The organism is Spirulina sp. LEGE 11439 (genome assembly GCF_059821285.1).
The window spans coordinates 196,566-217,918 of sequence record NZ_JCAMRX010000001.1; the positions used below are offsets into that span (position 1 = coordinate 196,566).

Below are 21,353 nucleotides of genomic sequence, written 5' to 3' on the forward strand. Positions count from 1 at the left end.
GAGTTCCCTGCTATGCCCGATACCAAGCCCTTTATTTTGGCGGTCGATGACAATTCGACCAACTTATCCATTCTCTCGAAAGCCTTAAAACTAGCTGGATACAAAGTCCGCATGGCAATGGATGGTGAAGATGCTTTGGCGCAGATCGAGCGCAATCTCCCCGAGTTAATCTTACTCGATGTGGAAATGCCAAAAATGGATGGCTTTGAAACTTGCCGTCGCCTGAAAGCAAATCCGACAACCCAGGGAATTCCAGTGATTTTCACGACAGCATTGGCAGATACCGAAAATAAGGTTAAAGGTTTATCGTTAGGAGCAGTGGATTACATTACTAAACCCTTCGAGCAAGAAGAAGTGTTAGCGCGGGTGAAAGTTCACTGGCAATTGAAACAACTGACCGATACTTTAGAACAAAAAGTAGCAGAACGAACTCAAGCACTGCAACAGGCTCAAGTGCAACTGGTTCAACAAGAGAAACTGTCTACTTTGGGACAGTTAGTTGCAGGAGTCGCCCACGAAATCAATAATCCGATTGGTTGTATTGTTGGCAATGTCAATCCGCTTCAGGGTTACATCAACGATCTTTTCTCTATTATCGATCTCTACCGGAATAGGTTTCCCCAACTTGGCGCAGATTTTACAGAGGAACTCGAGGAATTCGAGCTAGATTTCATTCAAGACGATTTACCTAAACTCATGCAAGCAATTAAGGATGGAGGCGATCGCATTCGCAATATCAGCACATCTCTGCGAACCTTTTCTCGCACAGATACAGACCAAAAAACCGAATTTAATTTACACGAAGGTCTCGATAGCACCTTATTAATCTTAAAATATCGCCTCAAAGCCAACGAAGAAAGCCCCGCTATTGAAATTGTGAAAAATTACGGTGATATTCCCGAAGTGAAATGCTATGCCGGACAAATGAATCAAGTGTTTATGAATATCTTGGGGAATGCGATCGATGCGTTAAATGAAAGCAACGAAGGGAAAACTTATGAACAAATAGAAAAAGCACCCAATCAAATTACGATGAGTAGCGAATTAAGCGACGATCGACAGAATGTCATTATCCGAATTTCTGACAATGGATTAGGCATGTCAGAAGAGGTGAAAGTAAAAATATTCGAGCAAGGATTTACTACCAAAACAGTAGGCAAAGGAACGGGTTTGGGGATGGCGATCGCGCGTCAAATCATCGAAGAAAAACACGGCGGCGCGATCGCTTGTCATTCAGAACTAGGTAAAGGGACAGAATTCATCATTTCTCTATCTGTAGACTAAATTTCAAGAGCGATCGCCCTTCCGTTACAAATTGTTAACGCTAAAACAGCCTTCACAAGTTTTTCACAATTTTTGCTTAAGATCTCCCGTATATCTTGGAAACAATAAATTCTCAATTGTTATGATAACGGTCGATTTTCCCCAACTTGCCAACTACTCAATCGAAGAACTCATCTACGAAAGCGATCGCACCCTCGTTTATCACGGCCTTGAGATAGAAAACGGGCAATCCGTCATTATCAAGTTAATGCGCAATGAATATCCTTCCTTTAACGAATTAGTCAAATTTCGCAACCAATACGCGATTGCCAAAAATTTAGAGATAGAAGGCATTATCAGAACCCATGCCCTAGAGCGCCACGAAAACCGCTACGCTCTGATTATGGAAGATATGGGAGGTGTATCTTTAGCCGAATATCAAGGAAGAGCATCTCTCTCTTTGTCTCAATTTCTCGATATTGCGATCCAACTGGCAGACGTTCTACATTATCTGCATCAAAATAATATTATTCATAAAGATATCAAACCTGCAAATATCCTGATTCATCCGGAAACCCAACAAGTCAAATTAATCGATTTCAGTATTTCTAGTCTCCTGCCCAGAGAAACTCAAACCCTGCAAACCCTCAATATCTTAGAGGGAACCTTAGCCTACTTATCCCCCGAACAAACCGGACGAATGAATCGAGGCATTGATTATCGTAGCGATTTTTATTCCTTGGGAGTCACGTTTTACGAACTCCTAAACGCCGAAGAGCGATATCAGAGTGCTTTGGGACTCAAACACGATTTAGAACAATGCCTCGTGCAATATCGAGAAACAAAAGAAATCGAGCCGTTTGTATTGGGAGAACGGGATCTGTGCGATCGCTTCCTCATTCCCGAAAAACTCTACGGACGGGAAAAAGAAGTGCAAGCCTTACTCGATGCTTTTGAACGAGTCGCCAATCCTGCTCGGTTCCCCACTCCCGATTCCTCACTCCCTGTAAAAAGAGCAGAAATGATGCTAGTGGCCGGCTTTTCCGGTATCGGGAAAACTGCCGTCGTCAATGAAGTCCACAAACCCATCGTGCGGCAACGAGGCTACTTTATCAAAGGCAAATTCGACCAATTCAATCGCAATCTTCCTTTCAGTGCCTTCATGCAAGCTTTCCGAGACTTGATGGGGCAATTACTCGGAGAAAATGATGCTCAATTGCAACAATGGAAAGCAAAAATCCTTGAAGCCGTGGGAGAAAATGGGCAAATTCTCATTGATGTCATTCCCGAACTTCAGCGCATCATCGGACAACAGCCTTCCGTTCCAGAACTTTCTGGGAGTGCTGCCCAAAATCGATTTAACTTACTCTTTGAGAAATTTATCGCTGTTTTCACGACAAAAGAGCATCCCTTAACAATCTTTCTCGATGATTTGCAATGGGCGGACTCGGCCTCATTAAACTTGCTAACAGTATTGATGAAGGACAATCAAACAGGATATTTACTCTTATTGGGGGCATATCGAGATAATGAAGTCTTTCCCGCCCATCCATTGATGTTAACTATAGCGGAATTAAAGAAGCGGTGCGACCCCGGCGAATCGCATTCGCCTTGGGAACGCGCACCAAAAGAAAAACAAACGGCGATTTCTACGATTACTCTAGTTCCTTTATCTGTCGATTGTATCAATCAATTGGTGGCAGAAACGCTGAGTTGTGGAATAGAAATTGCGCGATCGCTAACTCATTTAGTGTATCAAAAAACTCGAGGGAATCCCTTCTTTATCACTCAATTCTTAAAGGGATTGCATGAGGATAAGTTGATTGCCTTCGATCGCAATTTGGGATATTGGGAATGCGATTTGGTTCAAGTGCAAGATGCTGCCCTCACGGATGATGTGGTGGAGTTTATGGTGGGACGGTTGCAGAAATTACCACAAACAACCCAGAATGTTTTGAAGTTGGCAGCTTGTATTGGCAACCAGTTTGACCTAGAAACGTTAGCAGTTGTCTGTGAGTCAGATGCTGAGGTAGTGGCAAAAGATTTGTGGGAAGCATTACGAGACGAGTTAATTTTACCGATTACTGAGGCTGATAAGTTTTTTCAGGTGGACGATCGCGATGAGAAATATTCAGACGATATTTTGGTAAAATACCGCTTTATTCACGATCGGGTACAGCAAGCCGCTTATCTACTGATTGATGAGTCTCAAAAACAGCCCATTCATCTTACCATTGGCAAACGATTACTTGCCCATCAATCAGTTACGGGTTCAGATAAGGATATTTTTAATATCTTGAATCATTTGATGGTGGGAATCAATGCCGATCCTTTGGCTATTCCTGTCATACAGCTTGCAGGTCTTGCCCTGTCTGCTGGGATGAAAGCCAAGCTCTCCATTGCCTATCAAGCAGCCATTAATTATTTCGATTTTGGTCTCTCTCAGCTTCCTGTAAATAGTTGGCTTGATTACTCTCAACTCAAACTCGATCTCAGTCGGGAGAAAGCGGAATGTCATTATTTCTTAGGGCATTTTGAAGAATCTGAAAACATCCTCAATAACATTTTGCTTAAAGTCCAACATCCTCTTGATGCAGCTCGAATTTATGGCATTTTAATGACTCAACGCACCACCCAATGTACTGATATTTTATCAAGTGTTGAAGCAGGAATACAAGGACTAGCTGTTTTAGGAATGGAACTCCCTACAGATTCAGAAGCATTGAATTCTCTCGTCGAACAAGAACACCAACAAATTCGCGATTTTTTTAAAACAGCTTCCCCAACAATACTTCTAGAGTTGCCTGATATGAGAGATCCGATACAGCAAAGTTGTATGAAGCTCCTGAGCATTCTCTGGTCGGCCGCTTATGTGGCAGGTAATCCAACTCTCAATTGGTTCACAACGCTACGCATGATGAATCTTTCTCTCAAATACGGTCGTGCGGAGAGTTCTAGTTTCTCTTTCTGTTCCTATGGCATGACCTTAGCCTATCAAAAGCAATATCAAAAAGCCTATGAGTTTGGTCGGGTTTCGCTTGATGTCGATCGCAAATTTAATAATAAGCAGTTTATTGCCAAAAATAATAATCATTTTGGTCATGCAGTTAATGCTTATATGTGTCCTCTTGAAGACAATTTATCTTTATATCGACAGTCTTTTGAAATTTGTTTGGAATTAGGAGATTTGATTTTTGGAGTTTGGGCTGTTGATTTCATTATTTGGACTCATATTATCAAAGGCAGCGAGCTTTATTTTATCAATGAAGAAATTCAAAAATACATTGGTTATGTCCGAGATATTAACGATATCAATATGCTGCATTCTTTTGAACTCAAACAAAAATTTGTACGAGAACTCATCGAAGAATCAGTTTCTGATAATATGTTAACTTGCCATACTTTTTTTAACGGTTCTCTAAGTTCAATTTGGCGACAGAAAAACTACGATCATGGAATTAATTGGTATGGTTTTTTGATTGTACAGCGACTTTATCTACAAGAAAAATATACAGAAGCAGTTCAAGTTGCTCGCTCGTTAAAACCTACACTCCCTGCTAATTTTGGGTTTTCTCCTATTATTATCTATTATACTTACTACCCACTCAGTCTAACTGCACTTTCTTCGCAATCAGACAGAAAACAACAAGAAATTGACTGGCAAGAACTTGACGAGCTAAAAAGAGTTCTCTATACATGGTCTCAAAATTGTCCCTATAGTTTTTTGCACAAATATCAGCTTTTGTCAGCAGAAATTGCTCGCATTCGGGGCGACTTTTGGAAAGCAGTAGAACTGTACGATCTGGCTATAGCAAACGCACAAGAAAATAGTTACATCCAAGAAGAAGCTCTCGCCAACGAACTCGCAGCTAAATTTTACCTCGACTGGGACTTCAACAACGCTCAATCCAAGGGCAAAGAAAAGTTTGCAGTTCTGCATATGCAAGAAGCCTATTATTGTTATGCTCAATGGGGAGCAAAAGCAAAAACTAGCGATCTCGAACAACGCTATCCTCAACTGTTAAAGCCAATTGTGCAACGAGATCGCTCCTCCTCATCTGCAAAAGTTACCATTGCTAAAATTACCAGCAATTCTTATTCTCAAACGGCAACAGTTGCTAATATTTCCAATCTTCTCGATTTTTCTTCACTCTTGAAAGCCTCTCAAACTCTCTCGGGAGAAATCGAACTCGAGCGCCTGCTTTCTACTCTCATGAAACTCATTCTCGAAAATGCAGGAGCAACGAAAGGGGCATTATTATTAATAGGCGAAACAGGTTTAACGATAGAAGCGATCGCCACCCGCACCAATACAGAAAAAGAGTTAAAATTTGATTCTCTGCATCAATCTATACCTCTAGATGATTATCCAGACTTACCCGCAGGATTAATTAACTATGTCCGACGCACTACCGAAACTGCTCTTTTAGATGCAAAAACTGCACAAACGCAATTTGCTGCCGATAACTATTTGCTACTTTATTCTCCTCAAAGTTTGCTCTGTTTGCCCTTACTCGAACGCGGCAATTTAATCGGCGTTCTTTATCTAGAAAATATTTTAACTGCCGATGCGTTTACCAAAGATCGCGTAGACTTATTAGATGCACTCTGCGCTCAAGCGGCAATTTCCTTAACCAATGCACGACTTTACCAACAGGCACAACAAGCCCTCACCGATTTGCAAAATGCACAGTTGCAAATAGTGCAAAACGAAAAAATGGCAACTTTGGGAAACCTTGTAGCAGGAGTTGCCCATGAAATCAATAATCCCGTTGGTTTTATTGGTGGGAATGTGGGGGCAGCGCAAGAACATTTGCAAGATTTGCTAGAAATTCTTTCACTTTATCAAGAAAATGCCTCCCTTCCCGAAGAAATTGCCGCAGCGATCGAAGACCTCGATCCCGAATTCATCGCCGAAGATTTTCCCAAACTCATTGCATCGATGCAATCGGGATGCGATCGCATTGGCAACATCAGTACATCTCTGCGAACGTTTTCTCGCACAGATACGGATAAGAAAACCGAATTTAATTTACATGATGGCATCGATAGCACTTTATTAATCTTAAAATATCGCCTCAAAGCCAATGAGCAAAGACCGAGCATTGAAATTGTGAAAAACTATGGCAATATTCCCGAAGTAAAATGCCATGCCGGGCAAATCAATCAAGTGTTTATAAATTTATTGGCCAATGCGATCGATGCTTTGGATGAAAGTAATGAAGGCAAAACCTTTGAAGAGATAGAAAAAGCACCCAATTACATTACAATTAACACAGAACTCAGCGCAGATAAAAAGAATGTTACAGTCAGAATGCTCGATAACGGAACGGGAATGCTAGAAGCAGTGAAAGCAAAAATGTTCGACCAAGGATTTACGACGAAAGGAGTCGGTAAAGGAACGGGTTTGGGTATGGCGATCGCGCGGCAAATTATCGAAGAAAAACATGGCGGGACAATAACTTGTCGGTCAGAATTAGGTCAAGGTACAGAATTTGCGATCGCGCTCCCGGTTTCTTTATAGTAGTTGTTAGCATAATAGTAGTTGTTAGCATAGTTTCTTATCTTTGACTCATGCACCTAATTTCTCAGAAAATTAAAAGGACTTCATTGCGGAATATTTTAATTATTCCCTTCGTCATTCAAATTGTCGGCATGGTATCATTAGTGGGCTACCTTTCCTTTAGAAGTGGAAAAAAATCTGTAGAAGATATCGCCAACCAACTCATTCAGGAAACAGGCGATCGCATCGAACAAAAATTAGAGGCTTATCTAGAAACCGCCAATCTTGTCAATCAAATCAATCGCGATCTGATCCGCTCTGAGAATCTTGATGCGACCGATCCGGGGAAGCTGGGACGACATTTTTGGCAACAATTACAGCAATTTGATACGGTTGATTATATTTATTTTGCCAATGAACGAGGGGGGATTGTTTCGGTTGGACGCGACGAAACTCATACTTTTAATATTTCTCTGACAGATGATTTTGTGAGTGGCAATTTTAAACGCTATTCCACAGATGAAATTGGTAATCCCAAAACGCTAACTAATGTTAGACCGGATTTCGATCCCCGTCAACGAGGTTGGTATAAATCTGCAGCCGCAACCGAAATTCCCGTTTGGAGTGAAGTTTATGCCGGTGCTTTGGAAGCCTCTCTCGGGATCAGTGCGGCTCATTCAGTTTCTGACGATCGCCGCACCTTAAAAGGAGTCTTAGGAGTGGATTTACTCCTCGCTCAACTTTCTACATTCCTACAAGATTTGCAAATCAGTCAATCGGGACAAATTTATATTATCGAGCGATCGGGGTTAATAGTTGCCTCTTCTCATCAAAATGAGCTATTCGTCCCCAACGCAAACAAGCAAACCGAAGAACGACTTAATGCTGCAGACAGTACCAATCAAGCGATCGGGGAAAGTGCTCAATATTTACTCTCTCGCTTTGGCAAATTCACGAAAATCAATGAAAATGTTCGCACTCGTCTCAAGATCGACCAAGAATGGTACTTTTTAAAAGTCATACCTTTTCAAGATGAAGGAGGATTGGATTGGCTCGTCGCGATCGCAGTACCCGAGTCCGACTTCCTCGAACAGATTAACGCGAATACGCGCACGACCGTTCTCCTTTGTTTGGTCGCCTTAGTCGTAGCCAGTACCATCGGCATTCTGACAGCACGCTGGGTCACGCAACCCTTACTACGCCTAAATCAGTCGGCCAAAGAACTCGCTCGCGGTCAATGGTACAAACAGGTAAAAACCGAACGCAGCGATGAAGTTGGCGAACTAGCAAACTCATTTAATCAAATGGCCGCTCAAATCCAAGAATCTTTTACGACTCTAGAACAGAAAGTACAGGAACGCACCTTAGAACTGAAGGCAGCTAAAGAAGCCGCAGACAGTGCCAATCAAGCCAAAAGTGACTTTTTAGCCAATATGAGCCACGAATTGCGAACCCCTCTCAATGGCGTTCTCGGCTATGCTCAAATCTTGTCTCGCTCTCGAGGATTATCGGAGAAAGAACGTAACGGGGTTAATGTTATTCATCAATGCGGTTCTCATTTATTAACCCTTATTAATGATGTTTTAGATTTAGCTAAAATTGAGGCTCGCAAACTAGAATTAAATCCCAGTCCCGTGCATTTTCCCTCTCTGGTGCAAAGTGTCGGGGAAATGTGCGAAATTCGCGCCCGCGATCGCGGAGTTGATTTTATTTACGAGCCAAGCGATCGCCTACCCGAAGGCATTGAAGCCGACGAGAAACGCTTGCGACAGGTGTTAATTAACTTGTTGGGCAATGCGATCAAATTTACCGAAACAGGGTCAGTCACGCTGTCTGTAGAGGTGCTAGAATCAACTCAAAGCGATTCTCGTACCGAGACGCTGCGCGATCGCGCTCTCCTCAAGTTTCAAGTCTCGGATACTGGAGTAGGAATTGCTCCTGATGACCTTGCTAAACTATTCCAAACCTTCAAGCAAGTGGGCGATCGCGCCAAACAATCAGAAGGAACGGGTTTAGGACTGGCTATCTCTCAAAAGCTCGTCCAGTTGATGGGAGGACGCATTGAGGTCGCGAGTCAATTGGGGGTCGGGAGTCAATTTTTCTTTACCGTAGAGTTTCCTCTCGTAGATGATTGGAATCAACAACAAACAAGCAATAGGTTCGAGAAGATTACAGGGTATACTAGCATCGATCCAGTCTCTGCGACAGAGAATCGCCGTCACATTTTGGTCATTGACGATCGCCCTGAAAATCGCGATGTTTTAGTGGGATTATTGGAACCTTTAGGCTTTCAAGTCAGTACAGCCGAAAATGGCTTAGAAGGGCTAGAAAAAATGCGTCAAGAGCAACCGGATCTAGCGATCGTCGATATTGCCATGCCGGTGATGAACGGGTTTGAATTCCTCGATCGCCTTCGCAAGGATAAGAAATTGCAAGCATCTAAAGCGATCGTTTCTTCTGCATCCGTCGCCCAAACCGATCGCCAAATGGCACTCAGAGCAGGAGGCGATGATTTCCTCCCCAAACCCGTCGCAATGGGAGAATTATTGCAATGTTTGTCCCAGCATTTGCAATTGGCATGGATTGAAGAAAAATCCTCCCAGCAAGAAGAAGAAACAAAAGAAATTGTTTTACCCTCCTCTGAAGAGCTAGAGGAATTATTAGCGATCGCACAGCAAGGAGATATCAGAGGAGTGCGAGAGAAACTCGAAAATTTGGTGCATTCCAATAGTTCTTATCAAAACTTTGCAATTCCTCTTCTTGAACTTGCCCGAGCTTTTAAAATTGAAGAAATTGAAGAAGTTTTACAAAACCACCTCATTAAGGAGAACAACTATGTCTGATAAAGGTAAGATTTTAGCAGTTGATGATACCCCCGCCAATTTAGAAGTCATTGGCGAAACTTTAAGCGATGCGGGTTATGCTGTCGTCGCAGCAATTGATGGAGAACGCGCCCTCAAACGCCTAAAAAACTATCAGCCAGATTTAATATTGCTCGACATTAAAATGCCGGGGATGGATGGTTTTGAGGCTTGTCGGCAAATTAAATCAAATCCAGAAACATCCGGAATTCCGATTATTTTTATTACGGCATTTGCTGATGTTGAGAGTAAAGTACAAGGATTTTCTTTGGGAGGAGTTGATTATATTACCAAACCTTTCCAAGAACAAGAAATGCTCGCCCGAGTCGATACTCATTTACGATTGCGACAACTCAACCAAAATTTAGAACAAAAAGTATCAGAACGAACGCTAAAATTAGAAGCGGCTTTACAGAAATTAAATACATTTCAACTGCAATTAGTCCAGAGTGAAAAAATGTCAGCTTTGGGAAATTTAGTTGCTGGAGTCGCTCACGAAATTAATAATCCTCTCGGGGCGATTAGCGGCAATACCAGCGAGGCAAAACTAGCGATCGCCGACATTCTCAAGCTTTTACAAATGTACCGCGATCGCAAACCCGATGAAATCATTCAAGATTGCGAAGAAGATATCGATCTAGAGTATTTGCTCGACGATATTCCGAAAATGCTGAATTCGATTACAGTTAGTTGCGATCGTATTCTCGAGATTAGCATGGCATTGCGAAGCTTTGCTCGCCGCGATCGCGAAACAAAAATGTCATTTAATCTTCATGAAGGACTTGATAGTACCTTATTAATTTTAAAATATCGCCTCAAAGCTAATGAAAAAAGACCTGATATTAAAATCATTAAAAATTATGAAGATATTCCTGAAATTGAATGCTATCCCGGACAGATCAATCAAGTGTTTATGAATATTTTGGCTAATGCGATCGATGCATTAGAGGAAAGCAATCAAGGAAAAACATATACTGAAATTGAAACTTCTCCTAATTGTATTACCATTAGTAGTGAATTGAGCCAAGAGAAACAGAATATCATTGTCCGAATTGCTGATAATGGCAAAGGAATAAGCGAGGAGATAAAAAGGCAAGTCTTCGACCAAGGATTTACCACGAAAGAAGTCGGCAAAGGCACGGGTTTAGGAATGGCGATCGCGCGTCAAATCATAGAAGAAAAACATGGTGGTGCGATCGCTTGTCAATCAAAATTAGGTCAAGGTACGGAATTTACGATCTCTATTCCGTTCAGTTAAATTTCTTACTCTCTTCTGTCACTCTAGGCAGAAGAGGGATTTATTCTCCCTCTTTAGAAAGCGTAAATCGAGAATTGCAAAAGAATTGGCAAAGGAACGGGTTTGGAGATGGCGATCGCGCGTCAGATTATCGCAGAAAAACATGGAGTCGCGATCGCTTGTCAATCAAAATCAAGTAAAAATACTGAGTTTAGATCGCGCAATTATTGCAGAAAAATATAGAGCAAAAATTGTTTGTATGTCAGAATGAATATGGAGAGTGAAATTGGTCATCGTGCTTCCCCAGAAACGTTGATTTTCATCTTGCGGGTATATCTTTTTGATTCTCCTTTATAAAATTATTATCTTGAGTCGCAAATTGACCGATGAACAACCCAGAGCTTACTCAAACAAGCAACAAAAAAGCTGTCACGATTATTCTCAATATTATCATTGTTGTAGTAATCGCACTTATCTTTTATGGGGCAGCAGAACTTTCTCGCAATATTGCCTCTACCTCTGAAAATGTCAGTCCCATTTGGCCATCTGCCGGCATCGCTGTCGCAGCCGTTTTACTGCTAGGAAATCGCGCCTTAATCGGCGCTTTTATTGGCGAGATTTTTACCACAATGTTTGCCTTTTTTCAAGGGACGAGCTTAACATCTGCAATCGTTTCCAGCCTAGTTATTTTGACCCTCTCAATAAGTGTTGTCTTGGGATATTGGTTTAGTGCTTTTTTAGGGCGAAAAATGATTAAAAATCGCCATCCTTTTCAGCGAATTCAAGATGTATGCAAATTTTTGATTTTTGTCGGTCTTTTAGCTCCACTTTTAGGGACGACATTAGCCGTAACATTATTATTATTACAGGGGACGATTCCGGGAAGTATTTACGCGAGAATCTGGCTGATGTGGTGGATCGGTGATGTTGCCGGTATATTTGTTGTTACGCCCTTAATTTTGTGTTTGGGAGATTGGTTTCGCTCAAACAAAAATAACATAAAATCTTGGCAAAAAGAACGAGGATTTCGTGATTTTAAAAACCAGATTTTATTATTGGTTCGTCAACTTAAAACCGAGCGTATTTTGGAAGGAGTTATTTTATTTGCAACCTTATTTTGGATTGCTCAAAATTCTTTTTGGGGAGGCTATCCTATCGAGTACGTCTTAATTCCGCTTCTGATTTGGTCTGTATTTCGCTTCGGCCAATTTGGCACGACTTTTCTGATTTTTATCGTATCGGCAACGGCAGTTTTGGGAACAGTCAGAGGATTAGGGGTATTCGCACGGGAAGATGCGAACGAATCTTTAATCTTATTACAATCTTTTATTGCTGTTATTGTTTTAACCTCATTAGTATTGATGGCAGCGATCGCAGAGCGAAGCACCGCCGAAACCCGCTTGCGTTCCGCCCTAGATAGCCTCGCTGAAACCAACCAAGCATTAGAAACCCGCGTGCAAAAACGCACCGCAGAACTGGAGATTGCTAAAGACAAAGCCGAAATCGCCAATCAAGCCAAAAGCTCCTTTATCGCCAATATGAGCCATGAGTTGCGCTCTCCCCTCAACGCCATCCTCGGTTTTGCTCAAATTATGACCCGCTCTCAAACTCTCCCCCACGAACACCAAGAAAATGTTAGCATCATCAATCGCAGTGGCGAACACCTTCTCACTTTAATTAACAACGTCCTCGACCTCTCCAAAATTGAAGCCGGTGCGATCGCTCTCAACCCGAATAACTTCGACCTCCATCGCCTTCTCGCCGATATCCATGATATGTTCCAACTCAAAGCCGCAGATAAAGGCTTGCCATTCTTATTAGAAATCGCTCCCGAACTTCCCCGCTACGTTCGCACCGATGCCGTTAAACTGCGGCAAATCCTGATCAATCTGATTAACAATGCCCTCAAGTTTACCGAAGCGGGGAGAATCTGTCTCAGAAGTCAAAAGATTGATGAGAATAAAATCGCCTTTGAAGTGGAGGATACTGGAGCCGGTATCGCCTCAAAAGACCTCGAAAAACTTTTTCAAGCCTTTACTCAAACCGAAAGTGGGAAAAAAGCTCAAGAAGGAACGGGTTTGGGACTCTCTATCAGCCGCAAATTCGCGCAGTTGATGGGAGGGGATCTAACGGTGAATTCTCAAGTGGGACAAGGTACGGTCTTCCGCTTTGAGATTGAGGTCGAGGAGGTTAAAGCCACAGAAGTCGAAGGCCAGCAAGCTAAACGTCGCATTATCGCTCTCGCACCCAACCAGCCTCGCTATCGCATCCTGATCGTCGATGATAAACCGGTGAATCGACAATTGTTGGTACAACTGTTGAATCCTTTGGGCTTTGAATTGCAAGAAGCGAATAATGGTCAAGAAGCCGTGGAGATAGCCCAACAATGGCAGCCTAACTTAATCTGGATGGATATGCGGATGCCTGTAATGGATGGATTTACAGCAACTCAAACGATTAAAGCCACTACTGCCGGACAAGCGATCGCCATTATCGCCTTAACTGCGAGCGTGCTAGAAGAGGAACGAGCAATGGTTTTATCGGCAGGATGCGATGATTTCCTGCGGAAACCTTTTCGGGAAGACCAGATATTTCAGGCAATGGAACGGTATTTAGGGGTCCGCTACGTCTATGAAGAAGCAATGCCCAAATCAGAAGAGAATCGTCAAAAAATCGCGGTGTTAACTTGGGAAAATCTTCAGGCTTTATCGCCAGAAATACAAAGGCAACTGCGGCAAGCTACGATCGGTGCTAGCAAGACAGAAATGGCGATAGTTATTGAAGCGATCGGAGCAGAAAATACTGCTTTGGCAGAGGCGATCGCGGATTGTTTCCAGAATTTTGAATACGATAAAATTTTGCATCTCCTTCCCCAAGAGGATCGTTAACCCCCAATAATTCTCAATCACCAAGAAAAAATAATGGCGATCGTGCGTGAATACACCCGCTCATCATCCTTCGGATAGATGAGGGGCTTAACGTAGAGAGACTCAAATCGCGGTAAAACCCCCGGAGGGACAATCTCTAGTCAATCAAAATTCGGTAAAGGTAGGGAATTCCCTACCTACGCTCATTCTCTGGCTTGAGGACAACCTTTACAAATCCTTACGGCTCTTGTTAAAGCGATCGCTGACGATTTGCCTAATTTTGCATACGATTAAGACTTTGCACCTAAGTATAGTTAACCATGAACAATCCCTCTAAACCTTTCGGTCAAGTTGCTGTTGTTGACGACACCCCGGCTAATTTGCACCTCCTCTCTACTCTTTTGGAAAATGCCGGCTATGACGTGCGATCGTTTCCGAGAGGGCAACTGGCTCTTGAAGGAATCAAGTATTCCACCCCCGATTTGATATTGTTGGATATCCAGATGCCAGAAATCAATGGCTACGAAGTTTGCCAACAACTTAAAGCCAACGAAGTCACTCAAAATATACCCGTGATTTTTATCAGTGCTTTACATGAAACTTTTGATAAGGTGAAAGCATTTCAAGTAGGCGGTGTGGATTATATTAGCAAACCTTTTCAAGCAGAAGAAGTTTTGGCACGAGTGGCAACTCATTTGCAATTGTACCAAATGAAAAGCAAGCTACAAGAAACAAATGCCATTCAAGCGCAACAACTTGCCGAACAAAACCGCCAACTTTTAGAATTGAATCAATCTTTAGAAAACGCAAATCGAGAATTGCAAAAGAACTACGAACAATTACGCCACGCTCAACTGCAATTGGTACAAACTGAAAAAATGGTGACTCTGGGAAACCTCGTGGCAGGTGTGGCTCACGAAATCAATAATCCTGTTGGCTTCATTGGAGGCAATATTAATGTCGCGCAAGAGCATTTACAAGATTTACTCTCGGCTCTCGCACTCTACCAACAAAAATACTCATCCCCCGATCCAGAGCTTGTCGAAAAATTAGCAGACTTGGACATCGAGTTTATTACTAAAGATTTTCCTCAGCTTATCGCATCTATGCAATCTGGATGCGATCGCATTTATAATATTAGCACATCTTTGCGAACATTTTCTCGCATGGATACCGATACGAAAACTGAGTTTAATCTTCATGAAGGTCTCGACAGCACCTTATTAATTCTCAAATACCGCCTCAAAGCGAACGAACAACGTCCCGACATTGAAATTATTAAAGATTACGACGATATTCCGGAAGTGAAATGCTATGCAGGGCAAATCAATCAAGCGTTTATGAATATATTGGCCAATGCGATCGATGCGTTAGAGGAAAGGAATACAGGCAAAACCTATGATGAAATACAAAATACTCCGAATCGAATTACAATTGCAACAAAATTAGAGCGAGATAAAAATAAAGTTATCATCTGCATTACTGATAATGGGCAAGGGATGAGCAAGGAGATAAAAGCGAAAATATTCGAGCAAGGATTCACCACCAAAGACGTAGGCAAAGGAACGGGTTTGGGGATGGCGATCGCCTATCAAATCGTTACCGAAAAACATGGCGGTACAATAACCTGTCTGTCAGAATTGGGTAAAGGTGCAGAATTTATTATTTCTCTTCCTATCAGATAATTCTCTTGACTTGACTTTCACAATTTGTCAATCTCTTTTTGAGCGATCGCTCAATAGGAAAAGGCATGAGGTTAGGAGTATAGGCCTTACGCCAATACGTTAGGACATGAAGAAAATGAACCACAGAGTCACAGAGAAACACAGAGAGAGAAGTACATCCCTTAGTGCTATAGCGATCGCCTATCAAATCGTTACCGAAAAACACTGGGTTACAATAACCTATATAGTAATTTCGATTTAGACTGAGACACCATGACCTTGAAATTTTGGGATTCTAGTCAAATATTCGTCTCGTCCTTATTTAGAATGACTATGATTCTCTCTTTTGCGAAATACAAAAGTACAATGAGCTGTGCTTTAGACTTAAGAGAGGAACAGTATTTACGATCGCGCTGCCGGTTTCTCCAGAATAGTTTTGGTGATTTTTACCAAGAGAATATAAAAATTTATTAAATTGCCAATAACCTTCACAAGTTTTTCACAATTACACTCTAAGCTCTGAAAATATCATCAATATTGATTGATTTATAACATCATCCCATGATAAAAACAGAAGCGGTGACATTTTCCAACTATGAAACGATATCCCTCATCTATAAAAGCGATCGCACTCTTGTCTATCGCGGAAGGCAATTGGAAGACTCACAACCGATTGTGATTAAATTGATGCGAAATCAATATCCTTCCTTGAATGAATTAGTTCAATTTCGTAACCAATACACCATTGCCAAAGATATTGCGATTGAAGGTATTATTAGACCTTATGCGCTAGAGCGATACGATAATCGTTATGCCTTAATCATGGAAGATGTTGACGGTATTTCTTTAGAAGAAGCGATCGCCCGTCAGCTTTTATCGCTCACAATTTCTCAATTTCTTGATATTGCCATTCAACTGGCTGAAATTCTTCATCAACTCCATCAAAATCGTATTATTCATAAAAATATTAAACCCGCAAATATACTGATTCAGCAGTCAACTCAACAAGTCAAGCTCATTGATTTCAGTATTTCCTCTTTGTTGCCCAAAGAAAATCAAACTATTCAAACTCCCCATTTATTAGAAGGAACTCTCGCCTATCTCTCCCCGGAACAAACCGGACGCATGAATCGCGGGATTGACTATCGTAGCGACTTTTATGGTCTCGGGGTTACTTTTTATCAACTCTTGAGTGGAAAACTGCCTTTTGCCAGTGACGATCCGCTTGAATTGGTTCACTGTCATATTGCAAAAATGCCACCTTCCGTGAACAGTTATCAGGCAGTGCTTAAGCCGGAACCTGCGTCCGGCTGCAAGAAGCTCTGCCCCGAAGGGTCATCAGTTATCGGCGATCCAATTCCAGAAATTCTTGCAGATATTGTGATGAAATTGATGGCGAAAAATGCGGAAGATCGCTATCAAAGTGCTTTGGGATTGAAATACGACCTCGAAAAATGTCAAAAACAGTGGCAAGAGAATGAGACAATCGAACCGTTTGTCTTGGGAGAACGAGATAGGAGCGATCGCTTTTTGATTCCTGAAAAACTCTACGGACGAGCAAAAGAAGTACAAATTCTTCTCGATGCTTTTAACCGCGTGAAGGGAGGAAAGTGCGAACTACTACTGGTCGCAGGCTATTCGGGAATAGGCAAAACTGCCGTTATCCATGAAGTTCACAAACCCATCGTTCATCAACGGGGTTATTTTATTAAAGGGAAATTCGACCAATTGCAGAGAAATATTCCCTTCTCTGCTTTCGTTCAAGCCTTTCGAGATTTGATGGCGCAGCTCTTAGGAGAAAGCGATCGACAATTGCAACGATGGAAACAGAAAATTCTGGCGGCCCTCGGAGGTAATGGGCAAGTGATGATCGAAGTGATTCCCGAACTCGAAGAGATTATCGGCTTGCAACCTCCGGCTCCTGCGTTGTCGGGGAATGCCGCGCAAAACCGCTTTAACTTGCTGTTCGAGAAATTCGTTGGGGTTTTTGCCCTGCGAGAACATCCTCTCGTACTCTTCATTGACGATTTGCAATGGGCAGATTTAGCCTCGTTAAACCTGCTGAAATTGTTAATGAAGGAATCCAAGTCTGGAAATCTGCTCGTATTGGGGGCTTATCGCGATAATGAAGTTTTTCCGGCCCATCCGTTGATGCTGACCCTAGATGAAATGCGAAACCAGAAGGCAAGGCTTTACACCCTGACCTTAGCACCTTTAGATGTGGCGGATATTATTCATTTGGTTGCCGATACTTTGGGATGTTCCGCAGAAATTGCTGCTCCTCTGAGTGCTTTAGTTTATCAGAAGACGAAAGGAAATCCGTTCTTTACCACTCAGTTTTTGCAAGGATTATATGAGGATGGCTGGATCGCGATCGCTCCCGAGGTGGGATATTGGCAGTGCGATCTAACCCAAGTGCAACAGTTGGCATTGACGGATAATGTGGTGGAATTCATGGTCAGGCGATTGCTGAAACTATCACCGGCCACCCAACAGGTTTTAAAACTGGCAGCTTGTATTGGGAATCAGTTTAATTTGGTGACGGCGGCCATGGTCTGCGGAGAACCTCAAACAAAGGTCGCAACAGATTTATGGGCAGCCTTGCAAGAAGGGTTCATTCTACCCGAGAGCGAGACCTACAAGTTTTTTCAACGAGACGAGCATGAGGAGGGGGAAAACGAACCTGTTTCAGTCAGTTATCGCTTTTTACACGATCGCGTGCAACAAGCCGCCTATGCTTTGATTCCAGAAGAGCGCAGACAGATGACGCATCTCAAAATTGGACGATTGTTGTGGCAGAATACCTCCGAACAGGATCGGGAAAACACCCTCTTTCAAATTGCGAACCAATTGAACATGGGGATTTCCTTGTTGGCAAACCAAACAGAACGAGAAAACCTCGCACACTTAAATTTAGCTGCCGCAAGGAAGGCAAAATCATCTGCTGCCTATGATGCTGCTGCGACCTACTTAAAAACAGCGATCGCGCTGATCTGGATCGATCCCACGAGTCTAAAGATATGGCAAACCCATGACTCATTCTTGTTGCAACTCCATAACTTACTCGCAGAAGTTAGTTATCTCAATGGTGAATTTGCCACCGCAGAGCAATCGATTCAAATCGTTCTGGCGAACACGACAGATATCCTCGATCGCATCAAAGTTTACGAAATTTCCATTCAACTGTGGGTCGCGCAAGGTCAGTGTCAAGCAGCGCTAGATATAGGTTTTGAGGTTTTAACGTCCCTCGATATTTCCCTCTACAATACACCGCCACCCGATATCGATATCGATCGCCTTTACCATTTGCCCACGATCGACGACGGGAAAGCGATCGCGGCTTTGAGCATTCTCAGTAAATTATGGGCACCGGCATTCATCGCAGATCCCGAACGATTGCCTCAAGTCATTTTAACCATGTTGAATCTGTCTGTAACCCACGGGAACTCAGCAACCGGTGCATTTGCCTATGCTCTCTATGGTATGTTGCTCTGTGCGGCGACGACGGACATTGAATTGGGCTATCGTTTCGGAAAACTAGCATTGCATACTCTAGAGCGATATGAAAATGCGGAATTAACTTGCAAAGTCAATCAACTCTTTCATGCCTTTATTCGGAACTGGAAAGAGCCGGCACGCGATCGCGTCGAATGTCTGGCGGATAATGTACTCACGGGCTTAGAAACAGGGGATATTGAATTTGCCTGTTATTCCGCGATTAACTATTGCGACAATCTCTGTTTCATCGGCGAACCTTTGCCAACAGTTCACCAAAAACAAACCTACTATCTTGAATTAATCCATAGCCTCCGGCAAGAATTTCAATATGATGCTGCTGCAATCTGGGGACAGTTTGTCAATAATCTCATGGGGATATCCCGAGACCCCAAACAATTAGTCGGGCAACGGTTTGACGAACGGACGCAAATCCTAAAACTGAGAGAGCAAAAGGCTTTTACTGCCTTATTCTTTGTCTATATCACGAAAGCGATTTTGCATTATTTGTTCGCTGACTATGAAGGAACTCTCATACATACCCAGTCGGCCAGCCAATACGAACAAACTGCGGGAGGATTGTTGCCGATTACTCAGGTTCCTTGGTATCGAGCATTGGCCTTATTGGCTCTGTATCCCAACGCTCGCCCTCAACAGCAAACGCAAATATTGCAGGAGGTTAAAATTCAGCAACAACGCTTAGAAATATGGGCAACCCATGCCCCTGAAAATTTTCAACATAAGCTCGATACGATCGCTGCTGAAACCGCACGGGTTCTCGATCGTAAAGCAGAAGCGATCGAACTTTACGATCGCGCCATCGCCGGAGCCAAGAAAAACGAATACATTCAAGATGAAGCCTTAGCCAATGAACTCGCTGGAAAATTCTGCCTAGACTGGAACAAAGAAAAGTTTGCCCGCCTCTACATCCAAGAAGCTTACTATTGTTATATTCGTTGGGGAGCCAAAGCCAAAACCGATGACCTAGAAAAACGTTATCCTCAATTCCTTGCCTCTATTCTTGGCTCACAAAAGCGTGACTTAACTGCCAATGCAACGATCGCAAGTACCAGTATTGGAGTCAGCGCAATCTTAGATTTAGCCTCGGTAATGAAAGCCGCTCGCACCTTGTCGCAAGAAATCGAACGCGATCGCGCCATCGCTAATTTAATGCAAGTGATTCGGGAAAATGCTGCTGCTGAAACCGTGGTATTAATGTTGTTTCACGAAGATACATTATGCTTAGAAGCGAAAGTTACGAATAGATGCAGCGAACCGATTGAGGCGATTCCCGTTGAAGCGAGCCATGCAGTCCCTTTAGCGATCGTCAATACGGTTAAACGGACGCAATGTCCCCTCATTCTGGCAGATGCAAGTCTGGAAACTGCTTATGCGAGGGATGCTTACATTCAACAATATCAACCTCATTCTGTTTTATGTTTGCCTTTGCAAGATCGCGATCGGCATATTGGCATCCTTTATCTCGAAAATAATCAATGTAGCAACGCTTTTAGTGAAGATCGAGTGGAAGTGCTTTCTTTACTTTGTGCCCAAGCTGCCATTACCCTTGAAAATGCGCGACTGTACCAACAAGCACAACAGGCACTCAAACTCGAGCAAGAACTTCGCGACTTGCAACAGACCCAACTGCAACTAATCCAAAGTGAAAAAATGTATAGTTTGGGGCAAATGGTCGCGGGAATTGCCCATGAAATCAACAATCCGATCGGTTTTATTCAAAGCAATATCGTTTATGCGAATGGGTATATGAGAGATGTTTTGCATTTACTCGAACTTTATCAAAGATACGATTCTCAGGCTCATCCAGAAGTTGCAAACGCGATCGCGGCGATCGATTTACCTTTTCTGCAAAAAGATTTCCACAATCTTTTACAATCTATGCAAAGTGGCAGCGATCGCATTAAGAATATCGTCACATCCTTGCGAAATTTTGCGCGTTTGGATGAATCGGAATTTAAAGCCGTGGATTTACACGAAGGGATTGAAAGTACGTTAACGATTCTCCAAAATCGCCTGCAAAAACAAGAAAAACGAGAAGAAATACAAGTGATTAAAAACTATGGCAATTTACCTTTAGTTTCCTGCTATGCCGGACAATTGAATCAGGTTTTTATGAATATTCTCAATAATGCCATTGATGCGTTAGACGAAAGCGATCGCCCAGAGTCTCCCACGATTTTTATTCGCACCCAAACCAACGGCACAAAGATCGCGATCGCGATCGGCGATAATGGGATGGGAATGAGTGAAGAAACGCGATCGCGACTCTTCGATCCCTTCTTTACCACCAAACCTATTGGGCAAGGAACGGGTTTAGGATTATCGATTAGCTATCAAATTATCACAGAACAACACCAAGGAACACTGTCTTGTACTTCCAAGAAAGGAGAAACAATCTTTCTGATTGAAATCCCTATCCCATCAAGGGAATGATATTATGAA

Annotated in this window: 7 protein-coding genes and 1 pseudogene; all 8 read left to right on the forward strand. The window is 42.6% G+C overall.

Annotated elements, in window-relative coordinates; all coding sequences use genetic code 11:
* Positions 1 to 12: 12 nt before the first annotated feature.
* The 8 genes and pseudogenes from AC6RV6_RS00765 to AC6RV6_RS00800 all read left to right on the forward strand — a co-directional run bounded on the left by AC6RV6_RS00765 (position 13) and on the right by AC6RV6_RS00800 (position 21,344).
* Entirely contained in the window at positions 13 to 1,284 is a 1,272-nt protein-coding gene (locus AC6RV6_RS00765) for a hybrid sensor histidine kinase/response regulator (RefSeq protein ID WP_500238118.1), read from the forward strand.
* A 121-nt stretch (positions 1,285 to 1,405) separates the two neighbouring features.
* Positions 1,406 to 5,884: pseudogene (locus AC6RV6_RS00770) on the forward strand (ATP-binding protein); the annotation flags it as partial.
* Between the two features lie 321 nt (positions 5,885 to 6,205).
* Positions 6,206 to 6,787 (forward strand): sensor histidine kinase, encoded by a 582-nt coding sequence (locus AC6RV6_RS00775; protein ID WP_500238342.1) that lies wholly within the window; start codon positions 6,206 to 6,208, stop codon positions 6,785 to 6,787.
* A 50-nt stretch (positions 6,788 to 6,837) separates the two neighbouring features.
* Positions 6,838 to 9,609, forward strand: a complete 2,772-nt coding sequence (locus tag AC6RV6_RS00780) for a hybrid sensor histidine kinase/response regulator (protein ID WP_500238119.1) — start codon at positions 6,838 to 6,840, stop codon at positions 9,607 to 9,609.
* Positions 9,602 to 10,885 carry a sensor histidine kinase gene (locus tag AC6RV6_RS00785; RefSeq protein WP_500238121.1) on the forward strand — a complete coding sequence of 428 codons (1,284 nt, stop codon included), beginning with the start codon at positions 9,602 to 9,604 and terminating at the stop codon, positions 10,883 to 10,885. The genes AC6RV6_RS00780 and AC6RV6_RS00785 overlap by 8 nt, the downstream gene beginning before the upstream one ends.
* Positions 10,886 to 11,250: 365 nt before the next feature.
* Positions 11,251 to 13,752, forward strand: coding sequence for an MASE1 domain-containing protein (locus AC6RV6_RS00790; protein WP_500238123.1), 2,502 nt, complete (start codon positions 11,251 to 11,253; stop codon positions 13,750 to 13,752).
* A 299-nt stretch (positions 13,753 to 14,051) separates the two neighbouring features.
* Positions 14,052 to 15,416 carry a hybrid sensor histidine kinase/response regulator gene (locus AC6RV6_RS00795; protein WP_500238124.1) on the forward strand — a complete coding sequence of 455 codons (1,365 nt, stop codon included), beginning with the start codon at positions 14,052 to 14,054 and terminating at the stop codon, positions 15,414 to 15,416.
* Between the two features lie 540 nt (positions 15,417 to 15,956).
* Positions 15,957 to 21,344 (forward strand): trifunctional serine/threonine-protein kinase/ATP-binding protein/sensor histidine kinase, encoded by a 5,388-nt coding sequence (locus tag AC6RV6_RS00800; RefSeq protein WP_500238125.1) that lies wholly within the window; start codon positions 15,957 to 15,959, stop codon positions 21,342 to 21,344.
* Positions 21,345 to 21,353: the final 9 nt, after the last annotated feature.

Coding starts and splice junctions, on each gene's coding strand:
- AC6RV6_RS00790 (WP_500238123.1), top strand. CDS start 11,251: ATGAACAACCCAGAGCTTACTCAAACAAGCAACAAAAAAGCTGTCACG.
- AC6RV6_RS00785 (WP_500238121.1), top strand. CDS start 9,602: ATGTCTGATAAAGGTAAGATTTTAGCAGTTGATGATACCCCCGCCAAT.
- AC6RV6_RS00800 (WP_500238125.1), top strand. CDS start 15,957: ATGATAAAAACAGAAGCGGTGACATTTTCCAACTATGAAACGATATCC.
- AC6RV6_RS00775 (WP_500238342.1), top strand. CDS start 6,206: ATGCAATCGGGATGCGATCGCATTGGCAACATCAGTACATCTCTGCGA.
- AC6RV6_RS00780 (WP_500238119.1), top strand. CDS start 6,838: ATGCACCTAATTTCTCAGAAAATTAAAAGGACTTCATTGCGGAATATT.
- AC6RV6_RS00765 (WP_500238118.1), top strand. CDS start 13: ATGCCCGATACCAAGCCCTTTATTTTGGCGGTCGATGACAATTCGACC.
- AC6RV6_RS00795 (WP_500238124.1), top strand. CDS start 14,052: ATGAACAATCCCTCTAAACCTTTCGGTCAAGTTGCTGTTGTTGACGAC.